Genomic DNA, 23,496 nt, shown 5'->3' on the forward strand with positions numbered 1-23,496 from the left:
ATTAATAAAATAACAGGGTTCTCCTTTTTGAATAGGAGAACCCTGTTTTGTTCATTAGTTTAAGCCTTGGCTATCTTTCCACTCTAGGAATTCATCATAAGTTAATAGTTTATCTAAAATTGTGCCGTCTTCACGGATTTCGATCACACGGTTTGCAATTGTTTGGATGAACTGATGGTCATGAGATGTGAAAAGCATCGCACCTTTGAAGCGCATAAGTCCTTCGTTTAGTGCTTGGATTGACTCAAGGTCAAGGTGGTTCGTAGGCTCATCCAGTAAAATAACGTTTGCTGTTGCAAGCATCATTTTTGACAGCATACAACGAACTTTTTCGCCCCCTGATAAAACTGAAGGAGATTTTTTCACTTCTTCACCAGAGAATAGCATACGACCTAGGAATCCGCGTAAGAAGCTTTCAGTTTCATCATCAGGAGAATATTGGCGTAACCATTCCACTAATGATTTCTCTGAACCTTCGAAGTATTTATCGTGATCATTTTCAAAGTAGCTTTGAGAAGTTGTTACGCCCCATTTGAACGTACCAGCATCTGCTTTTCTTTCGTCCATAAGAATATCAAGAAGAGCCGTTTTTGCCATTGGATTACCAAGTAAAATGATTTTATCTTCTTTGTTCATTGAAAAGCGAATATCTTTAAATAGTGTTTCGCCTTCATTGCTTGCTGTAAGGCCATCCACTGTTAACACATCATTACCGATTTCACGTCCAGTTTGGAAGTTGATGAATGGATATTTACGGCTAGAAGGTTTAATGTCGTCAAGCTCGATTTTATCCAGCATTTTTTTACGAGAAGTCGCTTGGCTTGATTTTGAAGCGTTCGCAGAGAAACGAGCAACGAATGCTTGTAGCTCTTTAATCTTTTCTTCTTTCTTCTTGTTTTGGTCTGCCATCATTTTTTGTGCTAATTGGCTAGACTCATACCAGAAGTCATAGTTACCAACATATAATTGGATTTTAGAGAAATCAAGGTCAGCAATATGTGTACATACTTTGTTTAAGAAGTGACGGTCATGGGATACGACAATAACCGTATTTTCAAAGTTAATTAAGAATTCTTCTAACCATTGGATTGCTTTTAAGTCAAGGTGGTTGGTAGGCTCATCTAGTAATAGAACGTCTGGTTTACCAAATAGAGCTTGTGCTAATAATACTTTGACTTTGTCAGAACCTTCAAGGTCAGCCATTAGCATATAGTGAAGCTCGTCGCCAATCCCTAAACCGTTTAATAATGTTGCTGCTTCTGAGTCAGCTTCCCAACCATTTAGGTCAGCGAATTCACCTTCTAATTCAGCAGCACGCATGCCATCCTCATCAGAAAAGTCTTCTTTTGCGTAGATAGCGTCTTTTTCAGCTTTTACTTCCCAAAGACGTTTGTTCCCCATAACTACTGTATCTAATACATTGAATTCATCGTATTCAAAGTGGTTTTGTTTAAGGACTGATAAACGTTCGTCCTTACCCATTGATACGTGACCTTCCTGTGCTTCAATTTCACCAGAAAGGATTTTTAAAAAAGTTGATTTACCAGCACCATTTGCCCCGATTAAACCGTAGCAATTCCCCGGTGTGAATTTTATATTTACGTCTTCAAATAGTTTACGATCGCCATAGCGAAGACCTACATTACTTACTTGAATCATGCAAGTTCCTCCTTTTTTCACAATGGCACTAGTATATCATGAAATATGTACCAGAGTCTATAAACATTATTAAATCAACGTTTAACGTTTATGGGTTGTCAGGTGTTTGAGTGGAATAGGGGAGGGGGGATAATGCGATTCGGAAATACGTATCGACAACAAAGTAAGGTTTTAAACGTTTCTAGGGGAAAGAACAGTAAGTAAATGAAATTGATTTATCCCTAATTTATTACCTTTTAATATTTTATTGAAAGGAAGATGCTAAATGTCTAGAAAAGTAAAAGAATTGAGAATGGATGATGTTGTTTTTAAGCCTAGCTTACAACCTAAGCAATCAGGAGGTAATACCACCAAACGTAAGCCCGATTCAATCCCAATAGATCAAGCACTTGAAATAGTAAACCGACAAATGCAATTACAAGGGCTAAGACATAAGACTTTGTTGACTTATAACCAGACGATGCAAAAATTTGTAGAGTTTTTAAAAATTGAGACGGTAGATGATATTAATAAAGAAGGATTTATGGATTGGTTAGAATCACTCAGTCATTTAGACAAGACAACTCAACTCAACTCAACTCAACTCAACTCAACTCAAGCTAACAGATTTATGATGAGTTGTACGCATGAACTTCTTGATAAGTTAGAAACTTAAAAGATTATAAAAGAGTATGAAGTGATTAAGTTAGATGAGAAACGTAAGCAACTATTATTTGAGGTGGAAGGATAGAGATATGGATAAAATGGTGGAATATATAAAATTAATTATTACAAAGAAACTATATGGGAAACAATTAGATGCTATTCATGATTACATGAAAGAACTAGAGTTATGGTCAATGTCAGATAAAAGTGGGTTACCAAGTAAACGTGAGGATGTTGATTGGCAGTTGTTTGAACCAAATGTAGTTTAATATTACTTACTAAATTTTATTATAATGACAAACACTTCCTATTAACTTACAATTGTGGGTAGATGGGAGGTGTTATTATGAAAGAAACTAATGAATTCGTATTCTTTTGGGGTAAACAAGATGTATTTTCAAATTTTTATTATTCACCATTCAAGCACCAAAATCAGTTATTCAAATGGAGCGAACAAGCAGTAATGTATCGTAAAGCTAAATTGTTTGGTGCAGAGAAGATTGCTCAACAAATTATCCGTGCACAAACTCCAGACGAATGTAAAAAGTTGGGAAGAAGTCGTCAAATTCCGTTTGATGAGAATATTTGGTCAGAAAATCGGGAGAAGATTTATTACGAAGTGTTGTTAGATAAATTCTCTAGCCCAAAACTCAAATCGATTATTCTTAATACAAAAGATAAAACTATGGTTGAAGCTAGTCCTTACGATAAAATTTGGGGCATCGGAATGGATTGTAATAATCCTAATGCTACAAATCCTTCAAAGTGGAAAGGATTAAACCTTTTAGGTAAAGTACTAGAAAAAGTAAGAGAAGAGCTAAATAAAAGGAATCAATTATAGAAAATACATAACTAAGAAGAAGATTAATTATGGAAAATGGAATTGTTTTTGTACAAAGTGAATTCATGAGAAATGAAAACGTTTATCGTGATGAAGTTTTAGAGAAGGTAAAAGCTGTTTCAATGATTGGTGAGAATTTAGAGGTTACTCTACAAATGGCTGCTGAATATTACGAAGTAAATGTAGAAACAGTTAGATAAGCAGTTAAGCGTAATAGAAATGAGTTTAATGATTACGAAGAACTAAGGTAATAAAGCCACACTCGTAATGAGTTGTGGCTTTTATGCAATATAATTCAATCTAATCGAAAGCTTTCTGATTCTCTTCTGATTCTGTTAAAATCATGCCTAGTCAATAATCCATGTCTGTTTAAAAGTTGTAATGAAGGTAGTGTAGCTAGGTCTGGTACATCTTGTACTAGACCGTTTAACTCCTTTTACACCTTACCTTTCAACAAGGTATAGATTTACACTTACATTAAGATTACAATATTTGTAACTGCGGATGGGAGTGTAAAGTATGTCTAGTGAAAAGAATCCATTTAAAGAATGGATTAAGGAACATGAAAATAAATTATCTTTTATCAAATTTGAGAAAAGGAATTAAAGTTTCTCTTCCCATATCCAAATTGGTTGCTGAAGAACGATGGATGTAAGATTACGGTTGATTCTTTTTGAATTAACTGTCATCTCATTGCTAAGAACGATCACAGTTAACTCCTCGTCATTTAGCCGTGTAACATAATGACGGAAACCGCTCGGATATCCTCCTGGATGTCCAACTGCTTTTTTCCCCATGACATCTTGAGTATACCATCCATAGCCATATTGATTCGGAAACTTTTTAGCATGGGTCGTACTAATCAGTTCTGATGTTTCTTTGTTTATCAATACATTATTACGCAAGGCTCTGTCAAACAGTTCTAAATCTTCAGCAGTAGAAATGATATCCCCAGCTGCGTACGCTGCAGAATTATGTATTAAGGGTCCGATTTTCCCATCTACATGTCCTTCCGCTTTCGGTATGCCAGCGGGAACCGTAAACATAGAATTAAACATGTTGCTCGGTTCAAAAATATTTTCTTCTATATAATTTGCATATGACTGTCCGCTGACTTTTTCAGTAATTAGCCCTAACATTACATAGCCAGTATTACTGTAACTAAAGCTTTTACCTGGGGTAAACTCTAATTCAGAATCTTTAATGGTATTTACAATATCATGTGGATTCCATTCTTTGCTGTAGTCAAATTTGAAATCCTTCTTTAGATAATCCGGAATTCCTGAGCTATGACTTAATAGATGACTTATTGTAATAGTCTCTCCATTCGGAAAGTCTGGGAAGTATTGCGAAATTGGATGATCTAAGTTTAGAAGATCCTTTTCTACTAATTGCATGACTGCTACTGCAGTGAATGTTTTAGATAATGAAGCAATCTGATAGAGCGTGCTTGGGCTATTAGGTAAATCAGTGGCTGCCAATCCGTAACCTTTTGTAAATAAAACTTCACCTTCCTTTGCAATTAGGACGGTTCCCTGAAATTTTTCATTTGTCAAATATTGATCAATTTTTTCATATGTATACCTCTCAATCTATTTCTTTATAGCTTATCAACAATTCCTATTATAAGACATAATTTTACAAAACGTACCAAAAGTTGAGGAAAATGTAGTTTTTATCATGTTGCAGATTGTTCGCTAAATAAAATAAAATAAACCGTACTAGTATTACAATCGAATAAATATTTACATATTGATTATGAATTATTTTTCTAAGTTTTTACTGATAAATGCAAGGTTAGGCAGTATACTAATAAAGTAAAAAGGATTACTTCAGTAAAATAAGGTATATTATATTTGTTGAATAGATTCTCTTTAAAGATAAGAAAAGTAGGTGAACAAAGTGGGGAAATATCAATTGGATACCAAAGGTCAGAAGGCTGTGACAAAGTATCATGAAAAAAACAAGCCTGCCAAATTTGATAAAAAGCAGCAACTAGAAAAAATACGTGCTGAGTATTTGAAAAAAAAGCAAAAACAAACAGATAAATAATATGATTGAAAACATAGGAAGAAAATAATTATCAAGACCAAAATCGAAAAAAGTTAAATAAATTAAAGGACCAAACATATTAGTCATATAAAATATGTTTGGTCCTTTTAAATACCTCTTTAAAATATCGAACTTTGTTGTTCTCCATCTGTATACTGATAATAAAGTTGTTTAATTTTTAATAAGGCCATATGGAATATAATAAAGTTATTTAAAAATATTAGCCATGCTATTCAACAAACGGGCCAGATTGTGGAATAACAACTTTTTATGAAAGATTACCAAACGGCGCTTTGGGAAAGCTTAATACCATTGAGAAAACAACCTGAAAATTGGTATAATAAACAATATATCAAAAAAAGTTGGTGTAACGAATGCTGAAAAAAATATTATTTTCAATAACATTTGCTCTTATTGTAATGATTTCTGTTTTTATCATAAATAGAATTTTACCTAATAATGATATACGATTTATTTTAATTGGCATTAGTATTACGATTATTCTCGGGTTTTCTCAATACTTAAGTGAAAAATGGTTTGCTAATAAAGAATAAAATTATCTTAGATACTATGAGTTTGGCGAACCCAACAGCCCCAGTCCAATTTCCTATTAATGATGCAATTTGTTTTTTAGTAATTGCAGCTCCGATAATTCCTCCGATTGCAATAACGCCACCATTTATGAAAGCAAAAGAAATATACAGGCTTAACCTTCCTTATGAAGTAGGACATGGTGATAAGGTGCGCACTATCCTTGTTTTTGTATTGACTTCAACTGGCATGCCCTTGATATGTTGAAAGGGCCTTATAACATTTGATAAAAATCTCTTGCGTCAAATCTTCAGCAAGGGCTGTATCATGTACATATGTATAAGCAAGCTGCAGAATCGCTTGACCATTACCGGTCATTAGCTCCTCAATCACCTGAGCTCGTGATAAGCCGCTTGCTGTTATTGTTTCCTCCATATCGTCCCTCCTTACGTGTTCATTCATTAGACGATTGCCAAATAATACTGGTTTTACTTTTATTATATTAAGGCTGTTTTCGTAAAGATTGTTGTTATTAAAACATAAAGACAGATTAAATCTACAAGATGTGTGGAGAATGAACTCTGTCTTTTTGTTTTGATATTTCGTAAACCGAATTTTTAACTAAAGCACTCAGTTAGTTTAAATATGACTTCTCATAAATTTTTGGATGTTCGTAATAAGTAGTTGATTTTCTTATTATTTACTCATTTTGTTCAGTAAATCATTTTTCTTCTTTATAAGACTCCAAAAGTTCAATTAATGCTGGAACGGCTTCTTCATTCAAAGAATACCTATCATTCATATAAAAGCTTCCTGTATTTGCACTCGCGTAATACCATATATCAATGATTTCTTTCGAGTTATCATCGTATATCACTTCAAGCTTATATAAAGGGCCTTCATCTGTATGAGGTTGTGATAATATAGTGGCATCTTGCATTGCATCTTCAAAAAGTTTTATTTCAGCGGCATTTTCAACTTCTTGTTTATCTAACTTAGCATTTGTTCCTTGTCCAATCACAATTATTTTTTGAATTTCACCTGCAAACTCAAAAGTTTTCTTCTCTTCATTATTACAACCTACAAGAAACAACAAAACGAATATTATAAACATTTTTTTCATTAGATCCCAGACCTCTCAATATTTGTTTAATAGATTAGACTTAAAATCTATTAAAAAGTTACAAACTGCCGAAATTTTCATTTACTGTACATTTCCTTTCAGATATTCATTCAACATAGCGATGAAACCACTGAATCTGCTTAAAAAACATCTAAAAAAAGATGCTTTTTGTTTTGTCTTAATGCTTCAACTGTAAAATAGTTAGATTTTTGACAAGCTGAAATAAGCATTTGCTCTACGCGATTTTCAAATGCTAAGTTTTTATGTATCTCAAGCCAGCGATACCAGTAGAGGTAATTATCCAAATAATACGTACCAACACCTTGAAAACGTTCCATCCATCCTTTCAAACGACGATGGAAGTTATTAACGTGTTGTATGTGGAATACCCCTTTTTTTACTCGTTGATTTTGATTAAGATTAATTGTTTCGTGTTGAAGATTTTTTGCTGCTGCAAATTTTTTATAGTTGGTAGCTGTATCCGTGCATAACAAAGAAGAATGAGCTATATAATCCCCGATAACCATATCAATTTCTTCTGCTTTCACACGACCTCTACCCGCCATCCTCGCAATAATATTGTTATTTCGATCTTGGGCTACAACTACAGCAACTTTCTGATTTGAAATTCCTCGTTTTTCATCCTTTTCTGCTCTTTTTTTGGTTTACGATGTGTAAATCTACGACCTTTTAAAGATTCACGAAAGAAAATCTCATCACTTTCAATGATGCCAGATAATTGATTGAAGCCGTGACTTCCTAAAGCATTTAAAATCTTGTGCCTCCAATAAAATGCGGTGGATATATGAATTTCCAAGGAGTCTGAAATTTGTGGTAATGTAACACCGTTTATCATCATTTTAATGTACTTAATCCATTTTTCCGGATAACGCGAACCTGAAAAAGGCGTATTTGTCATATCATTAAATGTTTTCCCACAATCCTTACATAAATATCTCTGTCTAGAACGATATTTACCATTACGTTTTACCGCAGTACTTCCACAATGAAGACAACCTAAACCAGACGAAAATCGAGACTCTTTGATCTTAGGAAGTAATTTTTCCATTTTATTTTCTTCTTTTGGATATAGATCTTGTTTCATTGCCTTAAATAAGGCTAGTTGATCTGCTTTTCCTAATTCTCCGACTGCTTCATACACATATCTCCACATTATTGAACGCCTCCTGAAAATGCATTATATTCAACCATATTCAGTATTTTCAATAGAGCAACAATCTATACGAAAACAGCCTATATAAAAACGTGGTATATCCCGTAAGCTAAATAATCTTCAGGGAGAGTTCTAGAAGGTAAGAGTGAGGGGTACTTTAAATAGTAGTATGAAATGGCAAACTTTATAGTAGAAAGGGAGGGAATCTTGAAGAGATTTACATTTATTTTGATAATTATCGTAATGATTTGCATTGTCTTTAATAAAAAAATATTTTCAATTGATGATCATAACGCATCTGAGTCTAATCTTTACATCAATGTGTTTGATCCTAAAAGTTTGAAGTTTACATTCTATCATTTTGACCAGATTCAAAATAAAAGTAAATTACTATTTAGTAAGGAAACGGCGGATTATACTGCTTTCGCTTATTCTGAACGTACTAATAAATTGTATTTTGCTGATGGCATATCAGATCATACAATACAATTATTTGAAAATGATCTAAACACGAATCAAATGAAACAGTTAACCACTTTATTTAATAACGTTGATTTTATCCAAATAGACAAAGACCAAAAAATTATCTTGATGAGAGTACTATTAAGAGATGAATTTAGAAATTTTCATATAGCTACGTACAATCTTCAAACAAAGAAAATACAAATATGGGAAGAAGACAATAAGGACAGAAGTGTTTTAGATTTTAATTATAACCCGAATAATAATCAATTAATTGTAGTCTCTTTCTCCGAGAACGAAGATCAGAAGAAACTTACAGAGGCTAATAAAAATCAAACGAAATTACAGCCGATTAAACACAGTTTAGATATTTATAATATAGAAGGTCAACAAATAAAACATATAGCCGATGTAGAGAGATTTATAAGTGGCGCATCATTGGCACCAGATGCTAGCTCTGTAATTATCAGTTATGATGAAGCTGTAGACAGTCCTATTTCGCATGTTGTAGAAATAGATATCCAATCCAACACCGTAAAGCCTTTACTAGATAGTAGTGGTATTTATTCGAAAATTCGCTCCGTTAAATTCGATGAAAAAAAAGAAGGGTTTTATTTCTTATCTAGTTTTATTGATGAAAAAAAGGGTTATAGTATTTTGGAAATACCTAAAGAGAGCGTACTCTCGTATTATGACATCAAGAAAAATAAGGTGCGAAATGTATGGAGGGCTGAAAGAAGTGTTATTGTTAATTATTCAGCAGAACATTTTTAATATACAATTTATTTCTTGATAATTCTGAAAAGGCTGTTGACTTCGATCTGGAGTTCCTGTAGAATGTTCTGAAATTACAGGTAAATTCGATGAAAAAGAGAGTAGTTTATGGAGCTACTGGAAAGCGAATTAGGGATGGTGTGAGCCTAATGCAGCAGCCATAAATGAAACGCACTTTGGAGAAGGTTCTCGAATTAGTAGTAGAGAATATCGGGGAGTCACCTCGTTAACAATGGAAAGTGGTCATATTGATATGGCAACTAGAGTGGTACCACGGGATAACTATGCTCTCGTCTCTATATTTAGAGACGGGGGCTTTTTTTATCTTCATTCAGTAGAAGTCTCTTACCTCTATTGGTACGAGATGAAAAGGAGCTGTGGTCCCTTTTCAGTGAATGTACAAACACCTACCGAAAATAGAGGAACTCAGTCTAAGAACGCCACGTCCTGTGGCAACGACTGAGTGACCAACATCATGTTGCTGACGCTACGTTAGCACTGCGCTTTCGCACAGAAAACATTTGTTGGCCTAAAGCCTCCGGCGGATGTCACAGATTTTCAAAGGAATGAATTGTGCGGGCACAATTCAAAATCCGGACGCAATTACGCCAAGGCGAAATTGATTATTTGAGAGGAGAATGAACATGCATACACAAATTGCGAAAAGTATCGCTGTGGCATTAAGTAATGAGTTATCTGTCAATGACATTCAAAGTTTACTAGAGAAACCGAAAAATTTGGACTTAGGGGATTTGGCATTTCCGTGCTTTACATTGGCAAAAAAATTAAGAAAATCTCCAAATAGTATCGCATCCGACTTAAAAAACAATGTAAGCTGTGAGTTCATACAAGAGGTTCAAGTAGTAGGTGGGTATGTCAATATATTTTACCATCAGCCAACGATTACACATCAAGTGCTTAGTCAAATAGTAAAAGAAGAAAATTTATACGGGACTCAGCAGGAATCGAAGGGGAATGTAGTGTTGGATTTTTCTTCACCTAATATAGCAAAGCCTTTTTCCATGGGTCATTTACGTTCTACTGTGATCGGCAATGCATTGGCCAACATTGCCGAGAAAAACGGCTATCAAGCAATTCGCATCAATCATTTAGGAGATTGGGGAACACAGTTTGGTAAGTTAATCGTTGCCTATCGAAAATGGGGAGACCCAAAATCAATTGAAGCTGCCCCAATCGAGGAACTGTTAAAAATTTATGTAAAGTTCCATGAAGAAGCGGAGCAGGATGAAACACTCAATGAACAGGCTCGTACTGCGTTTAAAGCGTTAGAAGATGGGGATGAAGAGTCATTAGCTTTATGGCAATGGTTTAGAGATGCATCACTCGAAGAATTCAAGACCATTTATCAACTACTAGGAATTAACTTTGATTCTTTCGCGGGGGAAGCATTCTACAATGACAAAATGACTGCTGTTGTTAAAGAGTTGGAGGAAAAAGACCTGCTTGTGAAATCCGAGGGTGCTTATGTCGTTGAAATAGATCATATGCCACCTTGCTTAATAACTAAAACAGACGGTGCTACGCTCTATGCTACACGTGATTTAGCAGCTGCTTTTTATCGTAAACACCAATATGACCCTAAAAAATCATTTTATGTTGTAGGAAATGAACAATCTCTTCATTTTCACCAACTATTTAAGGTCATTGAAAAGATGGGGTACGGTTGGGCAAAAAATTTACAGCATGTGCCGTTTGGAATGATCCTAAAAGAGGGTAAAAAAATGTCGACGCGTAAAGGAAAGATCGTTTTATTGGCAGATGTACTAACAGAAGCGATTGCCACTGCGAAGCGAAATATCGAGGAAAAAAATCCAAATCTAGTGGATAAAGAGAACATTGCACGCCAGGTTGGTGTAGGAGCGGTTATATTTAATGATTTGAAAAATGATCGTCTTCATGATATTGAGTTTTCGATTGAGCACATGATGCATTTTGAAGGTGAAACAGGGCCATATATTCAATATACGTATGCTCGTATCTCATCTCTTCTGGAAAAAGCAAATGAACAAAGTTACGAAGTATCGTTTGAAGCATTAGGGGAGCAAGCATGGCCAGTCGTTGTATTACTAGAACAGTTTCCGAATGTAATTGCCAACGCTTTTGAGCAAGCAGATCCATCACAAATTGCTAAATATGCATTGCAATTAGCGCGTGTATTTAATAAATATTATGCTCAAAATAAAATATTGGTCGATGACAACCAGAGAACATCACGATTAGCATTTTGTCATTGTGTAGCCATTGTTTTAAAAGAATCGTTAGCCTTACTGGGAATGGCTGCGCCTAAAAAAATGTAAGTAGAATAAGCCGCATCTTTTCATCATTAATTGCCATGAAATTGACCGATACTAGAAAAAATGGTAAAAGGGAATAGTGAGAATTCTGAGATTTGACGAATTTAGTTGAATTTTTAACCGTAAAAATAGAGAGAAGGTTTTTAGAAAGTATGGAGAAAAAGCAATGGCGTGTTTCCATGGTACTTGTGGTTGTTAGTATTTTCTTCGTTGCACTCAATATGCGCCCAGCAGTCACAGGAATAGGACCACTATTTAATGTACTTTTGGAATCACTCCATATATCAAATACAAAAATGAGCTTTTTAACTTCTATTCCGGTGTTTTGTATGGGTCTCTTTGCACCGTTCGCAGTACCATTACAAAGAAAACTCGGAACAAAAACAGCAATTACGCTCTTAATAATGACCCTAGCATTAGCAAATGGGCTGCGCTTTTTAAAAGAAAGTTATGTACTACTTGTAGTCACAAGTTTTGCTGCAGGATTTGCCATTGCACTTATTGGACCCATCTTAAATGCCTATATAAAGAAAAAATTCCCGAACCGTTTTACAACTGTTGTAGGTATTTATTCATTTGGAATAGGAACAGGGGCAACATTGAGTGCTGCGTTAACCGTGACATTTTATAATCATTTTCATGAGAGCTGGACGATGGCACTTGGCAGTTGGGCAATACTTGCTATCATTGCTCTTTGTATATGGTTACTTGCAATACAAAATCAAGAGCTGCCAGAGACAGGGGCATTGACAGAAAATGCGGCACGGAATCCTTGGAAAAATGCCCGTGCTTGGACCATTTTAATTTACTTTGGCATACAAACATCTTTGTTCTTCTCAATAATGTCATGGCTAGTACCGATAGTACAGGCTAAGGGCTTTTCTCTTGGGGCTGCAAGCTCTATGCTAACATTTATGTCTATTGTACAAATGATTGGAAACATTTTGGTTCCTATACTAATGGAAAAATGGTTCAGTCGAATCGGTTGGCTCTTTTCTTTAGGGTTCCTAGGCTTGATTGGCTTTGTGTTGCTATGGTTAGGCTCAGGGACTTTATTATGGATTGCAGTATTCATAATAGGCATCGTATTAAGTGGCTTATTTCCAATTGGGTTATTGTTACCATTGGATGAGGCAAGAAATGACGAGGAGGCAAATAGCTGGTCATCTATGGTGCTTTCAGGTGGCTTTATGATAAGCTCCATTATCCCTATACTGATTGGTTATTGCTATGATGTGACAGGTAACCATACATTTACCTATATGATTTTTATAATATTAATGACTGGCATAATAGCTACTACAATTATGCTTAAGAAAAAATAATGCGGAGACATGCGCTGATATACGAGCATGTCTCTTTTTCGAAGCTACAACTATAGGACACGAGAAAGCCGATTTCACTTTGTGTATTAAAAATCGGCTTTTCTTAGTTCTCATTTTTTATTATGAACTTTTATAAGATGTGGACACTTCCTGTTCATTATTAAATATCTGCAATAATGCATCAGAAAACAAGGTGGTTTGGTCCATCATAATTCGATGACCGGCATTTGGAATGATAAATAATTTTTTATGGGGAGCAATAATTTTAGTAAAATATTCTTCGGCAATAATGGAGGGAGCCTGCCAATCATTTTCACCTAAAATATAATAAACGGGAACTTTATAATCTGAGGAGTCTGCCGTCAGGTCAAAGTCTTCTAAAAATTCATGTACCTTGCTATTTGCTTTCAGTCCTTTTGAAAATGCGGAAAGATCCGATAATTTAAAAATAGGACTTTTAAACGCTGATATAAATACAGGAAGATCACTCTTCGCAGCTAAACAATATTTCCCTTGAAGTTTTCGTATTTTCATACATTTCTTTAAAAACTCTCGATCAAATTTTATTTTTTCTCCAGGATAAGTTCCTATAGCTTCAAGCTTTTTTAAAGCTTTCTTATCATTTGCTTTAACTATTTGTTCCTTCATTTTTTCATAAGCAACACGCTCATTTTCAAGAAAGGAGACAACTTGTGCCACGCCAATATAATAAGAAATGTCTTTAGGATATTGCTTAATAAATATACTTCCTAAAATAGTGCCCCAAGACCTTCCGAGTAAAACGATCTTTTCCTTCTTATATTTTTTCTTTAAATATTGAATAATTCCATATAAATCTTCTAGCATGACATCAATTGTAGGATATTTATCTGGGTTTTTAGTAAGTGTTTTTCCAGCACCACGCTGATCCCAATGAACAATCGTAAAAGTTTCTTCTAATTTATCTTGAAAAGCATGGGCAAAAAGAGATTCAACACTACCAGGACCACCATGTAAATAAAGTAATACTGGGTTATCATAATTAGTACCTGAATGAAATAAATAATGATTTACACCGTTAACCGAGACAAATTCTTCGATATTAATTAATTTCTCGGATTTATTTTTCATTTCTCATTCTCTCTCTATATGATTTCTTCGTCTTTCAAACTCCTTTAAAACCTTCAGCTGAACGTCATTTTGATTTTCATCCATTGTTAAATTACTGTGCTCTTCAAAACCATCCTGTTCTTCACCATCAAAACTATATAATTTCTTTAATAGACCCCACATTGTCTCTAGTTCATTAGTAGAAAAATTTTTAAAAAGATCTGCTAAAAAATATGTTCCTTTTTCTCCTGCCTCTAACGCAACTTGTTTACCAAACTCAGTAATCGTCGTGTTGACCGCACGTTTATCATGCTGACTAGGGGCAATTTCTACATATCCTTTGTTTTTCATAGTAGTGACTAGTTGTTTTACATTCTGTTTAGTCGTTCCTAGTTTTCTTGCGATATTGTTGAACGATGCTTGATCTTCAGGTAAATGAGCAATAGCTAGGATTACCATAAATTGTCTAGATGTTAATTTTTCTAAATATTGATCGGATTGTACTTGAATTTTATTGCCAACAGAAAAAAGGGCTGAATATATTTGTTGCATTAGAAATAAGTCATTGTTCATAAAGATATCCTTTCTTTTAGACAATATATTGTCTAAAATCATCATAACAAAATGGACAATGTATTGTCTATAAAATTAATGAACGAGAAGACTTCTTTTTTAAATAACATTTTAACCGCGAATTATAAGTCATTTTTCATAGCAAACCTAAAAAAGATCCGATTTTTTTAGGTATATCGGATTGAGTAAAAGGAGAGGGCAATATTTTTATAACACCTGTTCATAAATAATATTATTATGTAAACTTGAAACGTTTAGTAACCTTGTTTATGATAGTAAAGAAAGATGTTTAACTTGCATTCAGCACAGGTGATGAGATGAATGCGAGTGAGGTTACTTTTTAGCGGTGTAAAAATATCCGCTGAGGTAGAGTAACTCAGGCCATGTACTTCACATTTTGTGAGAATACCTGTGTGACCAACATCGTGCCATATGCAAAGGCAGATTTGATAGAAAGTTTTGGTGAACGTATGCGGAAAAAGGTGCTCATTCTTGGAGCAACAGCTTTATTATTAACGGGCTGTGAAAATGAAACATTGGCAGAAGTGTTTCATATTAAAAAGACCGATGTGAAATCGGAAAAAGTTGTGACGAAGCAGCAAGAAAAAATTGTACCGGAAGTAAAAGTAGTTGGGGAGAACGGAATTGGTGCAGGAGTTATTATTAAAAAAGAAGACGCTAAGCTCTATATTTTGACAAATGGTGCGCTCGTCGCTTCAAAGCCAGCTGCTCTCGTGCAATTTAACAATGATAAACTTATGGAAGCTGATGTGCACTATATATCTACAGCTTATAATATAGCCATTTTAGAAGTACCATATAATGCATCGGTTAAGATGCCGACCATCTATAACGGTGAATTAAATCAGTTAGCTGTTTATGTCGATAGCTTACCGCACATCATTAAAAAATATAGTGACGGCATAGCAGCTTATTACATAGATGCAGAAGAAAATACACTAATAGGGAGCCCGGTTCTAGAAGCAGAGAATGGTGAACTTGTGGGCATCTTTTTTAAACGCAAGCAAAACGGTGTATCACAGCCATTTATATTGCCATATAAAGATATTGTACAGTTATTGGATGACTGGATTTCAGGTACAATGAAGACAAGTGATCGACTAACTCAATCCCAAAACTTAAATCCATATATTGAACATGGCGATAAAGAAGCAGTTCAGCAAGCTATTGAACAATACGGAAAGAATATTTTTGCTTATAATGCCGATGAGATAAAGCTATTTTTAGATACATTTTATAAGCATCTAAAGGCAGCTGTTGAAAATCATGATGCTAGTGTTATAAAGCCTTTTGTAGGTTCAGACGACTTGCAAAGCACGCTGGATAATATGGTAGCGAATTACGCATCGAAACAAGCGAAAATTCGTTTTTACGATACGTCGATTAAAAACATCAGTATGAAGGGCCAAAATATTGTAGTTCGTGCCAAAATAGAATATGTACTAACAAATTCTGCTGGTCAAGAGGCACTTACGAACTCTATGATGGTATATGAAATAAATAAAAATGAACAGGGCGAGTATAAGCTTATTCGCCTAACAACTGAGGAGTGAAAAGTTGGATGGAGCAAGCAAGACAAATGCTACAACATCATTTTGGCTATGATTCATTTCGCAATGGACAAGAACCAATTATTGAACAAACATTACGAGGTCAATCAAGTCTTTGTGTGATGCCAACTGGCGGAGGTAAATCAATTTGCTATCAAATTCCGGCACTCATGCTAGATGGCCTCACAGTCGTCATATCTCCTTTAATTTCTCTTATGCAAGATCAGGTAGAAGCATTACGTGCTGCAAATATTCCGGCCGCGTATATAAATAGTACTTTAACCGTGCAAGAAGTGAATGAAACGATGCAGCTAGCGAGTGCAGGTTATTTAAAGCTTCTTTATATAGCGCCAGAGCGATTAGAGAGTGCAACATTTTTACAGGTACTATCGAATTTATCAGTACCTTTACTTGCTGTGGATGAGGCACACTGTATTTCCCAGTGGGGGCATGATTTTAGACCAAGTTACCGAGCAATCCAAAAATTATTTACATTGTGGCCACAAAAGCCAACTGTCTTAGCACTGACAGCAACAGCTACACCAGCTGTTTGTGATGATATTAGACAATTGTTAGGAATTGACGAGCATTCGACGGTGATTACCGGCTTTTCGCGCGATAATTTATCTTTTTCAGTGTTAATTGGTGAAAACAAAGAGCGTTATATTAAAAACTATTTAGTGAAAAATAAAAATGAAGCGGGCATTATTTATGCAGCGACACGAAAGGCTGTAGACGCAATTTATGAGCTTTTAAGTCGCTCGGGCGAAGCTGTGGCAAAATACCATGCGGGCCTGTCAGAGGACATGCGTATGTCAGAGCAGGAGCGCTTTTTAAAAGATGAGGCACGCATAATGGTAGCTACCAATGCATTTGGAATGGGGATTGATAAGAGTAATGTACGCTTTGTTATTCATTATCAAATGCCGCGCAATATGGAGAGCTATTATCAGGAAGCAGGACGTGCAGGACGAGACGGCTTGCCAAGTGCCTGTATTTTGCTTTATGCATCAGGTGATGTTCAAACACAGCGCTTTTTAATTGAACAGACCCAAGATGAAACACGTATATCACAGGAATTAGCAAAGCTGCAAACGATGGTTGATTATTGTCATACTGAAGGTTGTTTACAAAATGCTATTTTAACGTATTTTGACGACGAAGCGGGGGCTCCTTGTAGTCGTTGTAGTAATTGTAATGATGGACGGGAAGTCAAAGATGTAACGGTAGATGCACAAAAGGTGTTAGCTTGTGTTGTAAGGATGGGACAAAAATTTGGTAAAACAATGGTGGCCCAAGTGTTAATTGGTTCCAAAAACCAAAAGGTATCGGAATTTGGCTTTGCAAGGCTGTCTACCTATGGAATATTAAAAGGACAATATTCCTCAAAGGATGTCTCAACCTTTATTGAGTTTTTAATTGCTGAGGGCGTTCTTGCCGTTAAACATGGCACGTTTCCAACCATTTATGTATCAGAAGAAGGCAAAGAAGTTCTACTGGGGAATCGACAGGTCATGCGAAAAGAAGCTGTTACTGTGCGTAAGCTTGTAGATAATGATCCGTTATTTGAGCACTTACGATTACTGCGTAAAGAGATTGCAGATGAGGAAAAGGTACCACCATTTGTGGTGTTCTCTGATAAAACATTGCGTGATTTATGTGACAAAAAGCCAACAGAGCTAGAAGACTTACGTCATGTAAGTGGTATTGGTGAAGTAAAATTCGAAAAATACGGTGAGCGTTTCTTCGATGCTCTTCAGTCTTTTTTGAAAACAACATCAAACTAAAAGGAAAAAGGGAAGTGCTTAATTCTATAGAATTAGGCACTTCCTTTATATTTGCAACGTATTTACAACCCACTATTTCTCCCAAAGCTCGACTAGTCGACCATCTGGATCTTCAATCCAAATAAACTTTCCAAATTCACTAATCTCTTGTTCCTTTGCAAGAGGTACACCCATTTGTTCAAGATGCTTAATCATCTCGTTTAGATCATGTACTTGGAAATTTAACATTACTTGTTGTTCTGTTGGAAAATAACTGTCATCTTCGGTAAAGAAAGAAAAAATCGTCTCATTTCCTGATTGGGGTTTAATCATAGTCCCATTCCAATTTTCTATTTCAATCTTCAATACTTCACTGTACCATTTTTTTATAACATCAAGATTCTTAGTTCTCCAAAATATTCCTCCGAAACCTTTAATCATCGTAGCAAACTCCTGTCTGTCTTAAAATTTTTAGTTTTTCGATTTCATATTTAGTTCCTTCATCAACTATACCGCTTGAATAGTTTAAGTACAATTTTTCACATCGATATTTGGATAGCTACTTCATGTAAAATGCTCGTTAGTTGAAGGATTTGATTTCGTACTTAAAAGTTATTTCTTCATCAAGAATTGATAATATATCGTCTAAGTCAAAAAGCTGTTCTATGTAGTGTACACCTGCTGAATAATTATTTTGTATTAACTTATTCCCTAATATTGAGGCTACATTACCTGTTATCTCTGTATTATTTGAACCAAATAATACAGATTCAATGGTTCCTTCTTTTCCCTCGATTTCTCCATGTACTTCCGCTTTAATTAAATAATCATTTGAGCCTATTTTTAATTTATCAAAAATATGTAAAGCTCCCACAAATATATTTATAAAAATATTATTAAAGAATTTATATTTTAATAGCTTAAAAGTTCCTAACTTTTTAAGTATTGCTAATTCTTTTGTTGCAAGGTCCGAATCATAAAAGAAGCGAGAAGATACGTTTTTTAAATTAAGGGTTTTAGTGAGAATATGTTGATCAGCCAGATTAAATCTATACGCAACCCTTTTCCCATATTTTTTAGGTAACTCTACATATTTACCATCAGTAAAACTACTTACATTCTTATTTTGACCATTTTCATATATCGAATAATTAGTGTTTATATTATTTAGCAACCATTCTACTCCGTCATTTCCGTGCTTTTCACCAATTCCAAGCATTAGATATGTGTCCGTACTGTTAACTTTATTAAACTGATTGACTAAATTTTTGACCATTAGATTTGATAAACCTGGCGCTAAACCTACACCTAATACTAAAGTTGTTCCTAATTCAATGGCTTTACTATGTAAGCTTTCAATTTTTGATAAGATAGTATAGGAAGGGGAAATATCAATATAATGAACTTTATTTTGTATACACATTTCAACGAAATTAGTATCTTTTTGGTCAAGGCACATTATTACTAACTGTGTGTGTGTAAATACTTCATGGGATGCCTCCAAATTATAAATATCTAGTTTCAACGGCAGAACCTTGTTATTCATAGACAAAGAAAACCTTTTTGCCTTTTCAAAATTTCTACCAGCCGCGATAACTTTTCCAGGGTAAATCTGAGATAAAGATTTACAGATTACGGTACCAACTTGACCATAACCGCCGATTACTAAAATATTTTTCACTTGAAAACCACCTTCGCATAGTTTAAAAAAACTTACTCAATTTTAATAAAATATCCCTGTTGAAAAACTAACAGTAAAGCGTTTTTTTTTATCTTAACATATATATCCATTTTCCATTTTTTGAGTTAAGGTATTTGGCTTTTTCTTGTCGAAGATTTTCCGGAATATTGGCGGTACCGCTAGCAGTACCAAAACAAAAAAATAACCCGGAATTAATATTCCGGGCTTGATTCACACTTACTTATAGTGCTCCATGACACACTGCCTCGCTTCCGCATAGATCTTAATTTTTTAAGACAACTGTGCTTTAGCTTCATTCAGCTTTGATGGTCCTTCTGAGTTACCGGTCAGCCCCACTCATCGGGTTAACCCTCCTTGTCATTGGATTTGAAGTGAAATCTTTAATAGTATAGATCGTTCATTATTTTTTATACACATTATTTAAAGATTACCTTGAAGAATAACTAGCGAAGTGATTTTTTAACAAAGCTATAGTACCAAAACAAAAAAAGAACCCGGGATATTATTCCCGGGCTTGATCCTCACTTACTTATAGTGCTCCATGACACACTGCCTCGCTTCCGCATAGATCTTAATTTTTTAAGACAACTGTGCTTTAGCTTTTCAGCTTTGATGGTCCTTCTGAGTTACCGGTCAGCCCCACTCATCGGGTTAACCCTCCTTGTCATTGGATTTGAAGTGAAATCATTAATAGTATAGACCGTTCATTATTTTATATACACGTTAATAAAAAAGTTTCAATTTCAATAAGATAAATTATAAAAGGATCATCTGATGCTTTTAATCAGATGTTTTTCAAAGTAGCCAATTTACGGGGCATTAATATAACAAGTAAATAAAAAGGTCGAATCCTTCACGTACGGGAATTCGACTTTTTTAGGTTGAAACCTATATCTTATTATGAAAAGAACATTTCGAGAACAGATATATTCTGAGTAGGCTATCGAAATAAATGATTATATTTAGCTATTTCCCCCAATTCTCAGCGATAAACTGATCTCGACCAGAAAGCGCTCGGTCCTTCTGATAGTGCCCCGACTCTTTTTTATAAAAGTCCTGATGATAATCTTCTGCAGGGTAGAAGTACTTGGCATCGCGAATTGTGGTTACAATAGGTTTATCAAAGCGACCACTTTTTGCTAGCTTTTCCTTGGAAGCTTCTGCAATGCGCTTTTGTTCCTCTGAATACGTAAAGATTGCTGTCGTATATGATTCACCACGGTCATGGAATTGACCATAAGCATCTGTTGGATCAATTTGCATCCAGTAAATATCAAGGAGCTGTTCATAACTAAAAACGCTAGGGTCGAATTCAATTTCGACTACTTCTAAATGGCCAGAAGTTCCTTTTTTGACATCCTCATAAGTAGGGTTGTCTAAATGGCCACCCATGTAGCCCGAAGTGACCTTATGTATACCATCCCATTCAACAAATGGCTTTACCATACACCAAAAACAACCGCCAGCAAACGTAGCTTTCTCGATCATATTCATCATCCTTTCTTTTGTGAAAATATTATAGCATTATTTTGTTCATTACTGGCAAAAAGGGTGTAAAATAACCTATAAATAGTTGTTGATAGGATTCGAAACATCATATAAAATGAACCTTTCTTTATATGGAATCGTTACATTAACTATAAAAAATAGAGGAGTTAACAGTTATGGAAGAGCAAGATTATTCAAGACGCTCACAACGTCCAAAAAAACGTCACTTGCGTAAAGGGAGAGCATTGTTCACATTGTTATTACTTTGTGTCATTGTGATTGCAGGTTATGCCGTTATGCAATATCGGAGTGGCCTAAAATTGGCAAGTGAAACAAAGGTAGCCCAAGAGGATTTCACCGGGGATCCAGTAAAAGGCGATGTTGAAAACTATTTATTATTAGGGATCGATACTCGTGGTGAAGAAAAATCACGTACAGATACAATGATGGTATTATCTTGGAATAAGAAAACAAATGATGTTAAGCTCGTGTCATTAATGCGAGATATTTATGCGGATATTCCAGGTTATAAATCCTATAAGCTTAATACTGCTTACTATTTAGGCGGTGTTCAATTATTAAAGGATACGATTGGTAATATGTTTGGACTGCCGATTAATCATTATGCAATTATCGATTTTAAAAATTTTGAATCACTTGTAGATATTATTGCGCCAAATGGCGTTGAAATCGATGTAGACAAAGATATGTCTGAAAAAATTGGCGTTTCATTAAAACAAGGTGTGCATAACTTAAACGGTAAAGAATTACTTGGCTTTGCCCGTTTCCGTCACGATGAAAAAGGTGATTTTGGTCGAGTGGAACGTCAGCAAAAAGTTATCGAAGCCTTAAAGAATGAAATTTTATCGCCTCAAAATATGTTGAACTTACCAAAATTCGTTGGTGCAGCGCAAGGTTATATTACATCGGACTATTCATCAGCAGGGGAGATTCAACAAGTACTGAAAATGGTGTCGAAAGGTAAAGTCAAATTAGAAAAAGCAACTATTCCAGTTGAAGGTAGTTATAGTTTCAAAAGCTTTAGTGGTGTCGGTGATTCAATTGTAATTGACGTAGAAAAAAACAAAGAATTTTTACGTAATTTTTTAGGCATTTCCCTAGAGTGATTTTTCGCAAAATCCAACATATTCCTGTACTATATGAATATAGGATTTGTATTGGGGTGAGTAGATGGAAAAAGAAAGACCAAAAGAGCGTTCGAACTTCTTTTCAACGAAGTTTATTCGCTTTTTAGGTGGTAAAAACTTATTTTTTACACTGATTATTTTATTATTAGTAGCATGTGTTATTTTTATGTTCCAAAAGGTTTCCTTTATATTTACCCCGCTAAAAGTTTTATTTGAGGTAGTTATTCTACCAGGGGTACTTGCCATTATTGGGTATTATTTATTACGCCCAATAGTAGGGCTATTCGAAAGATGGCGTATCCCAAGAGTTTGGGGTATCTTTCTTCTATATATCATTCTAATTGGTATAATTACGTTATTAGTAGTACTTGTCTATCCGTTTTTACGAGACCAGTTTACTAATTTAGCGCAGGAATTCCCAGGATATTTTATGGCGTTTACACAAAATATTGCTGATTATCTGAATAATGCACGTATCAACGAGTACCTAGATAAAATTAATTTAAACTATGACGCAATGGTGAAAAATTTTACTACGGATATGGTGGAGACGGTAAAAGATACGGCTGCGAATTTAGCACAAGGCGTGGCTTCTGGTATTACTGGCTTCGTTTCAGCCTTAACAGGAATTGTTCTATCATTAGTAACGGTGCCATTTATTTTATTTTACTTACTTAAGGATGGCGAAAAACTACCAAGCTTTATTTTAAAAATGTGCCCGCCACGTATGCGTAAAGAAGTACACGAAATTTTCCATGACATGGACAAGCAAATTAGTTCCTATATCCAAGGACAAATTTTAGTGTCAATGTGCATAGGTTCCATGGTGACTATTGGCTTTTTGATTATCGGTATGAAATATGCCTTATTGCTTGGATTCCTTGCTATGATCACGAGTGTGGTTCCATACTTAGGACCAGTTATCGCCATTACACCAGCGGTCATTATCGCTCTTGTAACATCGCCATTCATGCTTATTAAGCTAGCCATTGTTTGGACGGTCGTGCAGCTCATTGAAGGGAAATTCATTTCTCCACAAATTATGGGTAAATCACTTAGTATCCATCCAATTACAATTATTTTCGTGTTATTAACGGCTGGTTCTTTATTTGGCGTTCCAGGTGTCATTTTAGGGATTCCGGGCTATGCCATTATTAAAGTGCTTGTAACACATTTATTCAAGCTATTTAAACAGCGTTATAATCGTTACGAGGATGAGATGCATCAAAAATATGATGTGTAAGAAGAAATAGCTACT

Annotated in this window: 21 protein-coding genes, 1 pseudogene and 1 other annotated feature; of the genes and pseudogenes, 12 read left to right on the plus strand and 10 right to left on the minus strand. The window is 34.9% G+C overall.

Translation table 11 applies throughout. From position 1 onward, the window contains the following. Positions 1-54: 54 nt before the first annotated feature. Positions 55-1,659, minus strand: a complete 1,605-nt coding sequence (locus ACIQ7T_RS16065) for an ABC-F family ATP-binding cassette domain-containing protein (RefSeq protein ID WP_370081471.1) — start codon at positions 1,657-1,659, stop codon at positions 55-57. 265 nt (positions 1,660-1,924) lie between these two features. Between ACIQ7T_RS16065 and ACIQ7T_RS16070 the strand changes: the two genes are divergently transcribed. The 4 genes from ACIQ7T_RS16070 to ACIQ7T_RS16085 all read left to right on the plus strand — a co-directional run bounded on the left by ACIQ7T_RS16070 (position 1,925) and on the right by ACIQ7T_RS16085 (position 3,345). Continuing rightward, complete coding sequence (locus tag ACIQ7T_RS16070; RefSeq protein ID WP_402871514.1) at positions 1,925-2,314, plus strand: hypothetical protein; 390 nt, start codon at positions 1,925-1,927, stop codon at positions 2,312-2,314. Positions 2,315-2,393: 79 nt separating this feature from the next. Further along, positions 2,394-2,573 (plus strand): hypothetical protein, encoded by a 180-nt coding sequence (locus tag ACIQ7T_RS16075; protein ID WP_370081467.1) that lies wholly within the window; start codon positions 2,394-2,396, stop codon positions 2,571-2,573. Between the two features lie 77 nt (positions 2,574-2,650). Then, a complete protein-coding gene (locus ACIQ7T_RS16080; protein WP_370081465.1) occupies positions 2,651-3,145 on the plus strand; it encodes a riboflavin biosynthesis intermediates N-glycosidase in 495 nt (164 codons plus the stop codon). 29 nt (positions 3,146-3,174) lie between these two features. Beyond that, entirely contained in the window at positions 3,175-3,345 is a 171-nt protein-coding gene (locus ACIQ7T_RS16085) for a hypothetical protein (RefSeq protein WP_370081463.1), read from the plus strand. Positions 3,346-3,747: 402 nt separating this feature from the next. Here ACIQ7T_RS16085 and ACIQ7T_RS16090 read toward each other — a convergent pair whose 3' ends face one another. After that, positions 3,748-4,701, minus strand: a complete 954-nt coding sequence (locus ACIQ7T_RS16090; RefSeq protein WP_402871519.1) for a serine hydrolase domain-containing protein — start codon at positions 4,699-4,701, stop codon at positions 3,748-3,750. Between the two features lie 346 nt (positions 4,702-5,047). Here ACIQ7T_RS16090 and ACIQ7T_RS16095 point away from each other — a divergent pair, with 346 nt between their 5' ends. Further along, positions 5,048-5,197: a hypothetical protein gene (locus tag ACIQ7T_RS16095; RefSeq protein ID WP_402871522.1), complete on the plus strand. Its 150-nt coding sequence runs from the start codon at positions 5,048-5,050 to the stop codon at positions 5,195-5,197. A gap of 771 nt (positions 5,198-5,968) precedes the next feature. On the opposite strand, the gene ACIQ7T_RS16100 is transcribed toward ACIQ7T_RS16095, so the two are convergent. From ACIQ7T_RS16100 to ACIQ7T_RS16110, 3 genes and pseudogenes are all read right to left on the minus strand, one after another. Next, positions 5,969-6,163, minus strand: coding sequence for a sigma factor (locus ACIQ7T_RS16100; RefSeq protein WP_370081457.1), 195 nt, complete (start codon positions 6,161-6,163; stop codon positions 5,969-5,971). A 286-nt stretch (positions 6,164-6,449) separates the two neighbouring features. Next, positions 6,450-6,851, minus strand: a complete 402-nt coding sequence (locus tag ACIQ7T_RS16105) for a YhfM domain-containing protein (RefSeq protein WP_370081455.1) — start codon at positions 6,849-6,851, stop codon at positions 6,450-6,452. A 140-nt stretch (positions 6,852-6,991) separates the two neighbouring features. Continuing rightward, positions 6,992-8,025: pseudogene (locus ACIQ7T_RS16110) on the minus strand (IS1595 family transposase). A gap of 207 nt (positions 8,026-8,232) precedes the next feature. Between ACIQ7T_RS16110 and ACIQ7T_RS16115 the strand changes: the two are divergent. The 3 genes from ACIQ7T_RS16115 to ACIQ7T_RS16125 all read left to right on the plus strand — a co-directional run bounded on the left by ACIQ7T_RS16115 (position 8,233) and on the right by ACIQ7T_RS16125 (position 12,901). Beyond that, positions 8,233-9,261, plus strand: a complete 1,029-nt coding sequence (locus ACIQ7T_RS16115; RefSeq protein ID WP_402871526.1) for a hypothetical protein — start codon at positions 8,233-8,235, stop codon at positions 9,259-9,261. A gap of 80 nt (positions 9,262-9,341) precedes the next feature. Next, positions 9,342-9,562, plus strand: a binding site (T-box leader). A gap of 337 nt (positions 9,563-9,899) precedes the next feature. After that, positions 9,900-11,579, plus strand: a complete 1,680-nt coding sequence (gene argS, locus ACIQ7T_RS16120) for an arginine--tRNA ligase (protein WP_402871529.1) — start codon at positions 9,900-9,902, stop codon at positions 11,577-11,579. 92 nt (positions 11,580-11,671) lie between these two features. After that, positions 11,672-12,901: an MFS transporter gene (locus ACIQ7T_RS16125; RefSeq protein ID WP_402871532.1), complete on the plus strand. Its 1,230-nt coding sequence runs from the start codon at positions 11,672-11,674 to the stop codon at positions 12,899-12,901. A gap of 120 nt (positions 12,902-13,021) precedes the next feature. Here ACIQ7T_RS16125 and ACIQ7T_RS16130 read toward each other — a convergent pair whose 3' ends face one another. After that, on the minus strand, positions 13,022-14,011 hold the full coding sequence (locus ACIQ7T_RS16130) for an alpha/beta fold hydrolase (protein ID WP_402871534.1): 990 nt from the start codon (positions 14,009-14,011) through the stop codon (positions 13,022-13,024). Positions 14,012-14,014: 3 nt separating this feature from the next. Then, positions 14,015-14,563, minus strand: coding sequence for a MarR family winged helix-turn-helix transcriptional regulator (locus ACIQ7T_RS16135; RefSeq protein ID WP_402871537.1), 549 nt, complete (start codon positions 14,561-14,563; stop codon positions 14,015-14,017). Between the two features lie 413 nt (positions 14,564-14,976). On the opposite strand from ACIQ7T_RS16135, the gene ACIQ7T_RS16140 reads away from it, so the two are divergent. Together ACIQ7T_RS16140 and recQ are read left to right on the plus strand one after the other, a co-directional pair. After that, positions 14,977-16,137 carry a TcaA NTF2-like domain-containing protein gene (locus ACIQ7T_RS16140; protein WP_402871540.1) on the plus strand — a complete coding sequence of 387 codons (1,161 nt, stop codon included), beginning with the start codon at positions 14,977-14,979 and terminating at the stop codon, positions 16,135-16,137. 8 nt (positions 16,138-16,145) lie between these two features. Further along, positions 16,146-17,921 carry a DNA helicase RecQ gene (gene recQ / locus ACIQ7T_RS16145; RefSeq protein WP_402871543.1) on the plus strand — a complete coding sequence of 592 codons (1,776 nt, stop codon included), beginning with the start codon at positions 16,146-16,148 and terminating at the stop codon, positions 17,919-17,921. Between the two features lie 72 nt (positions 17,922-17,993). Here recQ and ACIQ7T_RS16150 read toward each other — a convergent pair whose 3' ends face one another. The 3 genes from ACIQ7T_RS16150 to msrA form a co-directional block, all read right to left on the minus strand. Next, a complete protein-coding gene (locus ACIQ7T_RS16150; protein ID WP_370081439.1) occupies positions 17,994-18,341 on the minus strand; it encodes a VOC family protein in 348 nt (115 codons plus the stop codon). 139 nt (positions 18,342-18,480) lie between these two features. Continuing rightward, entirely contained in the window at positions 18,481-19,581 is a 1,101-nt protein-coding gene (locus ACIQ7T_RS16155) for a saccharopine dehydrogenase family protein (RefSeq protein ID WP_402871547.1), read from the minus strand. 987 nt (positions 19,582-20,568) lie between these two features. Further along, positions 20,569-21,090, minus strand: coding sequence for a peptide-methionine (S)-S-oxide reductase MsrA (gene msrA, locus ACIQ7T_RS16160; RefSeq protein WP_402871549.1), 522 nt, complete (start codon positions 21,088-21,090; stop codon positions 20,569-20,571). A gap of 176 nt (positions 21,091-21,266) precedes the next feature. Between msrA and ACIQ7T_RS16165 the strand changes: the two genes are divergently transcribed. Together ACIQ7T_RS16165 and ACIQ7T_RS16170 are read left to right on the plus strand one after the other, a co-directional pair. Then, positions 21,267-22,217, plus strand: coding sequence for an LCP family protein (locus ACIQ7T_RS16165; RefSeq protein WP_402871552.1), 951 nt, complete (start codon positions 21,267-21,269; stop codon positions 22,215-22,217). A gap of 64 nt (positions 22,218-22,281) precedes the next feature. Continuing rightward, positions 22,282-23,481 carry an AI-2E family transporter gene (locus ACIQ7T_RS16170; protein WP_370081431.1) on the plus strand — a complete coding sequence of 400 codons (1,200 nt, stop codon included), beginning with the start codon at positions 22,282-22,284 and terminating at the stop codon, positions 23,479-23,481. The last annotated feature ends 15 nt before the right edge of the window (positions 23,482-23,496 follow it).

Origin of the sequence: Lysinibacillus sp. NPDC096212 (genome assembly GCF_044763105.1) — a bacterium.
In the GTDB taxonomy this organism is placed as follows: Bacteria; Bacillota; Bacilli; order Bacillales_A; family Planococcaceae; genus Lysinibacillus.

Excerpts from the sequence above, each read along its gene's own strand:
- ACIQ7T_RS16170 (WP_370081431.1), top strand. The coding sequence starts at position 22,282 with ATGGAAAAAGAAAGACCAAAAGAGCGTTCGAACTTCTTTTCAACGAAG.
- ACIQ7T_RS16150 (WP_370081439.1), bottom strand. The coding sequence starts at position 18,341 with ATGATTAAAGGTTTCGGAGGAATATTTTGGAGAACTAAGAATCTTGAT.
- ACIQ7T_RS16165 (WP_402871552.1), top strand. The coding sequence starts at position 21,267 with ATGGAAGAGCAAGATTATTCAAGACGCTCACAACGTCCAAAAAAACGT.
- recQ (WP_402871543.1), top strand. The coding sequence starts at position 16,146 with ATGGAGCAAGCAAGACAAATGCTACAACATCATTTTGGCTATGATTCA.
- ACIQ7T_RS16065 (WP_370081471.1), bottom strand. The coding sequence starts at position 1,659 with ATGATTCAAGTAAGTAATGTAGGTCTTCGCTATGGCGATCGTAAACTA.
- ACIQ7T_RS16100 (WP_370081457.1), bottom strand. The coding sequence starts at position 6,163 with ATGGAGGAAACAATAACAGCAAGCGGCTTATCACGAGCTCAGGTGATT.
- ACIQ7T_RS16135 (WP_402871537.1), bottom strand. The coding sequence starts at position 14,563 with ATGAACAATGACTTATTTCTAATGCAACAAATATATTCAGCCCTTTTT.
- ACIQ7T_RS16075 (WP_370081467.1), top strand. The coding sequence starts at position 2,394 with ATGGATAAAATGGTGGAATATATAAAATTAATTATTACAAAGAAACTA.
- argS (WP_402871529.1), top strand. The coding sequence starts at position 9,900 with ATGAACATGCATACACAAATTGCGAAAAGTATCGCTGTGGCATTAAGT.
- ACIQ7T_RS16080 (WP_370081465.1), top strand. The coding sequence starts at position 2,651 with ATGAAAGAAACTAATGAATTCGTATTCTTTTGGGGTAAACAAGATGTA.
- msrA (WP_402871549.1), bottom strand. The coding sequence starts at position 21,090 with ATGATCGAGAAAGCTACGTTTGCTGGCGGTTGTTTTTGGTGTATGGTA.
- ACIQ7T_RS16085 (WP_370081463.1), top strand. The coding sequence starts at position 3,175 with ATGGAAAATGGAATTGTTTTTGTACAAAGTGAATTCATGAGAAATGAA.
- ACIQ7T_RS16105 (WP_370081455.1), bottom strand. The coding sequence starts at position 6,851 with ATGAAAAAAATGTTTATAATATTCGTTTTGTTGTTTCTTGTAGGTTGT.
- ACIQ7T_RS16070 (WP_402871514.1), top strand. The coding sequence starts at position 1,925 with ATGTCTAGAAAAGTAAAAGAATTGAGAATGGATGATGTTGTTTTTAAG.
- ACIQ7T_RS16130 (WP_402871534.1), bottom strand. The coding sequence starts at position 14,011 with ATGAAAAATAAATCCGAGAAATTAATTAATATCGAAGAATTTGTCTCG.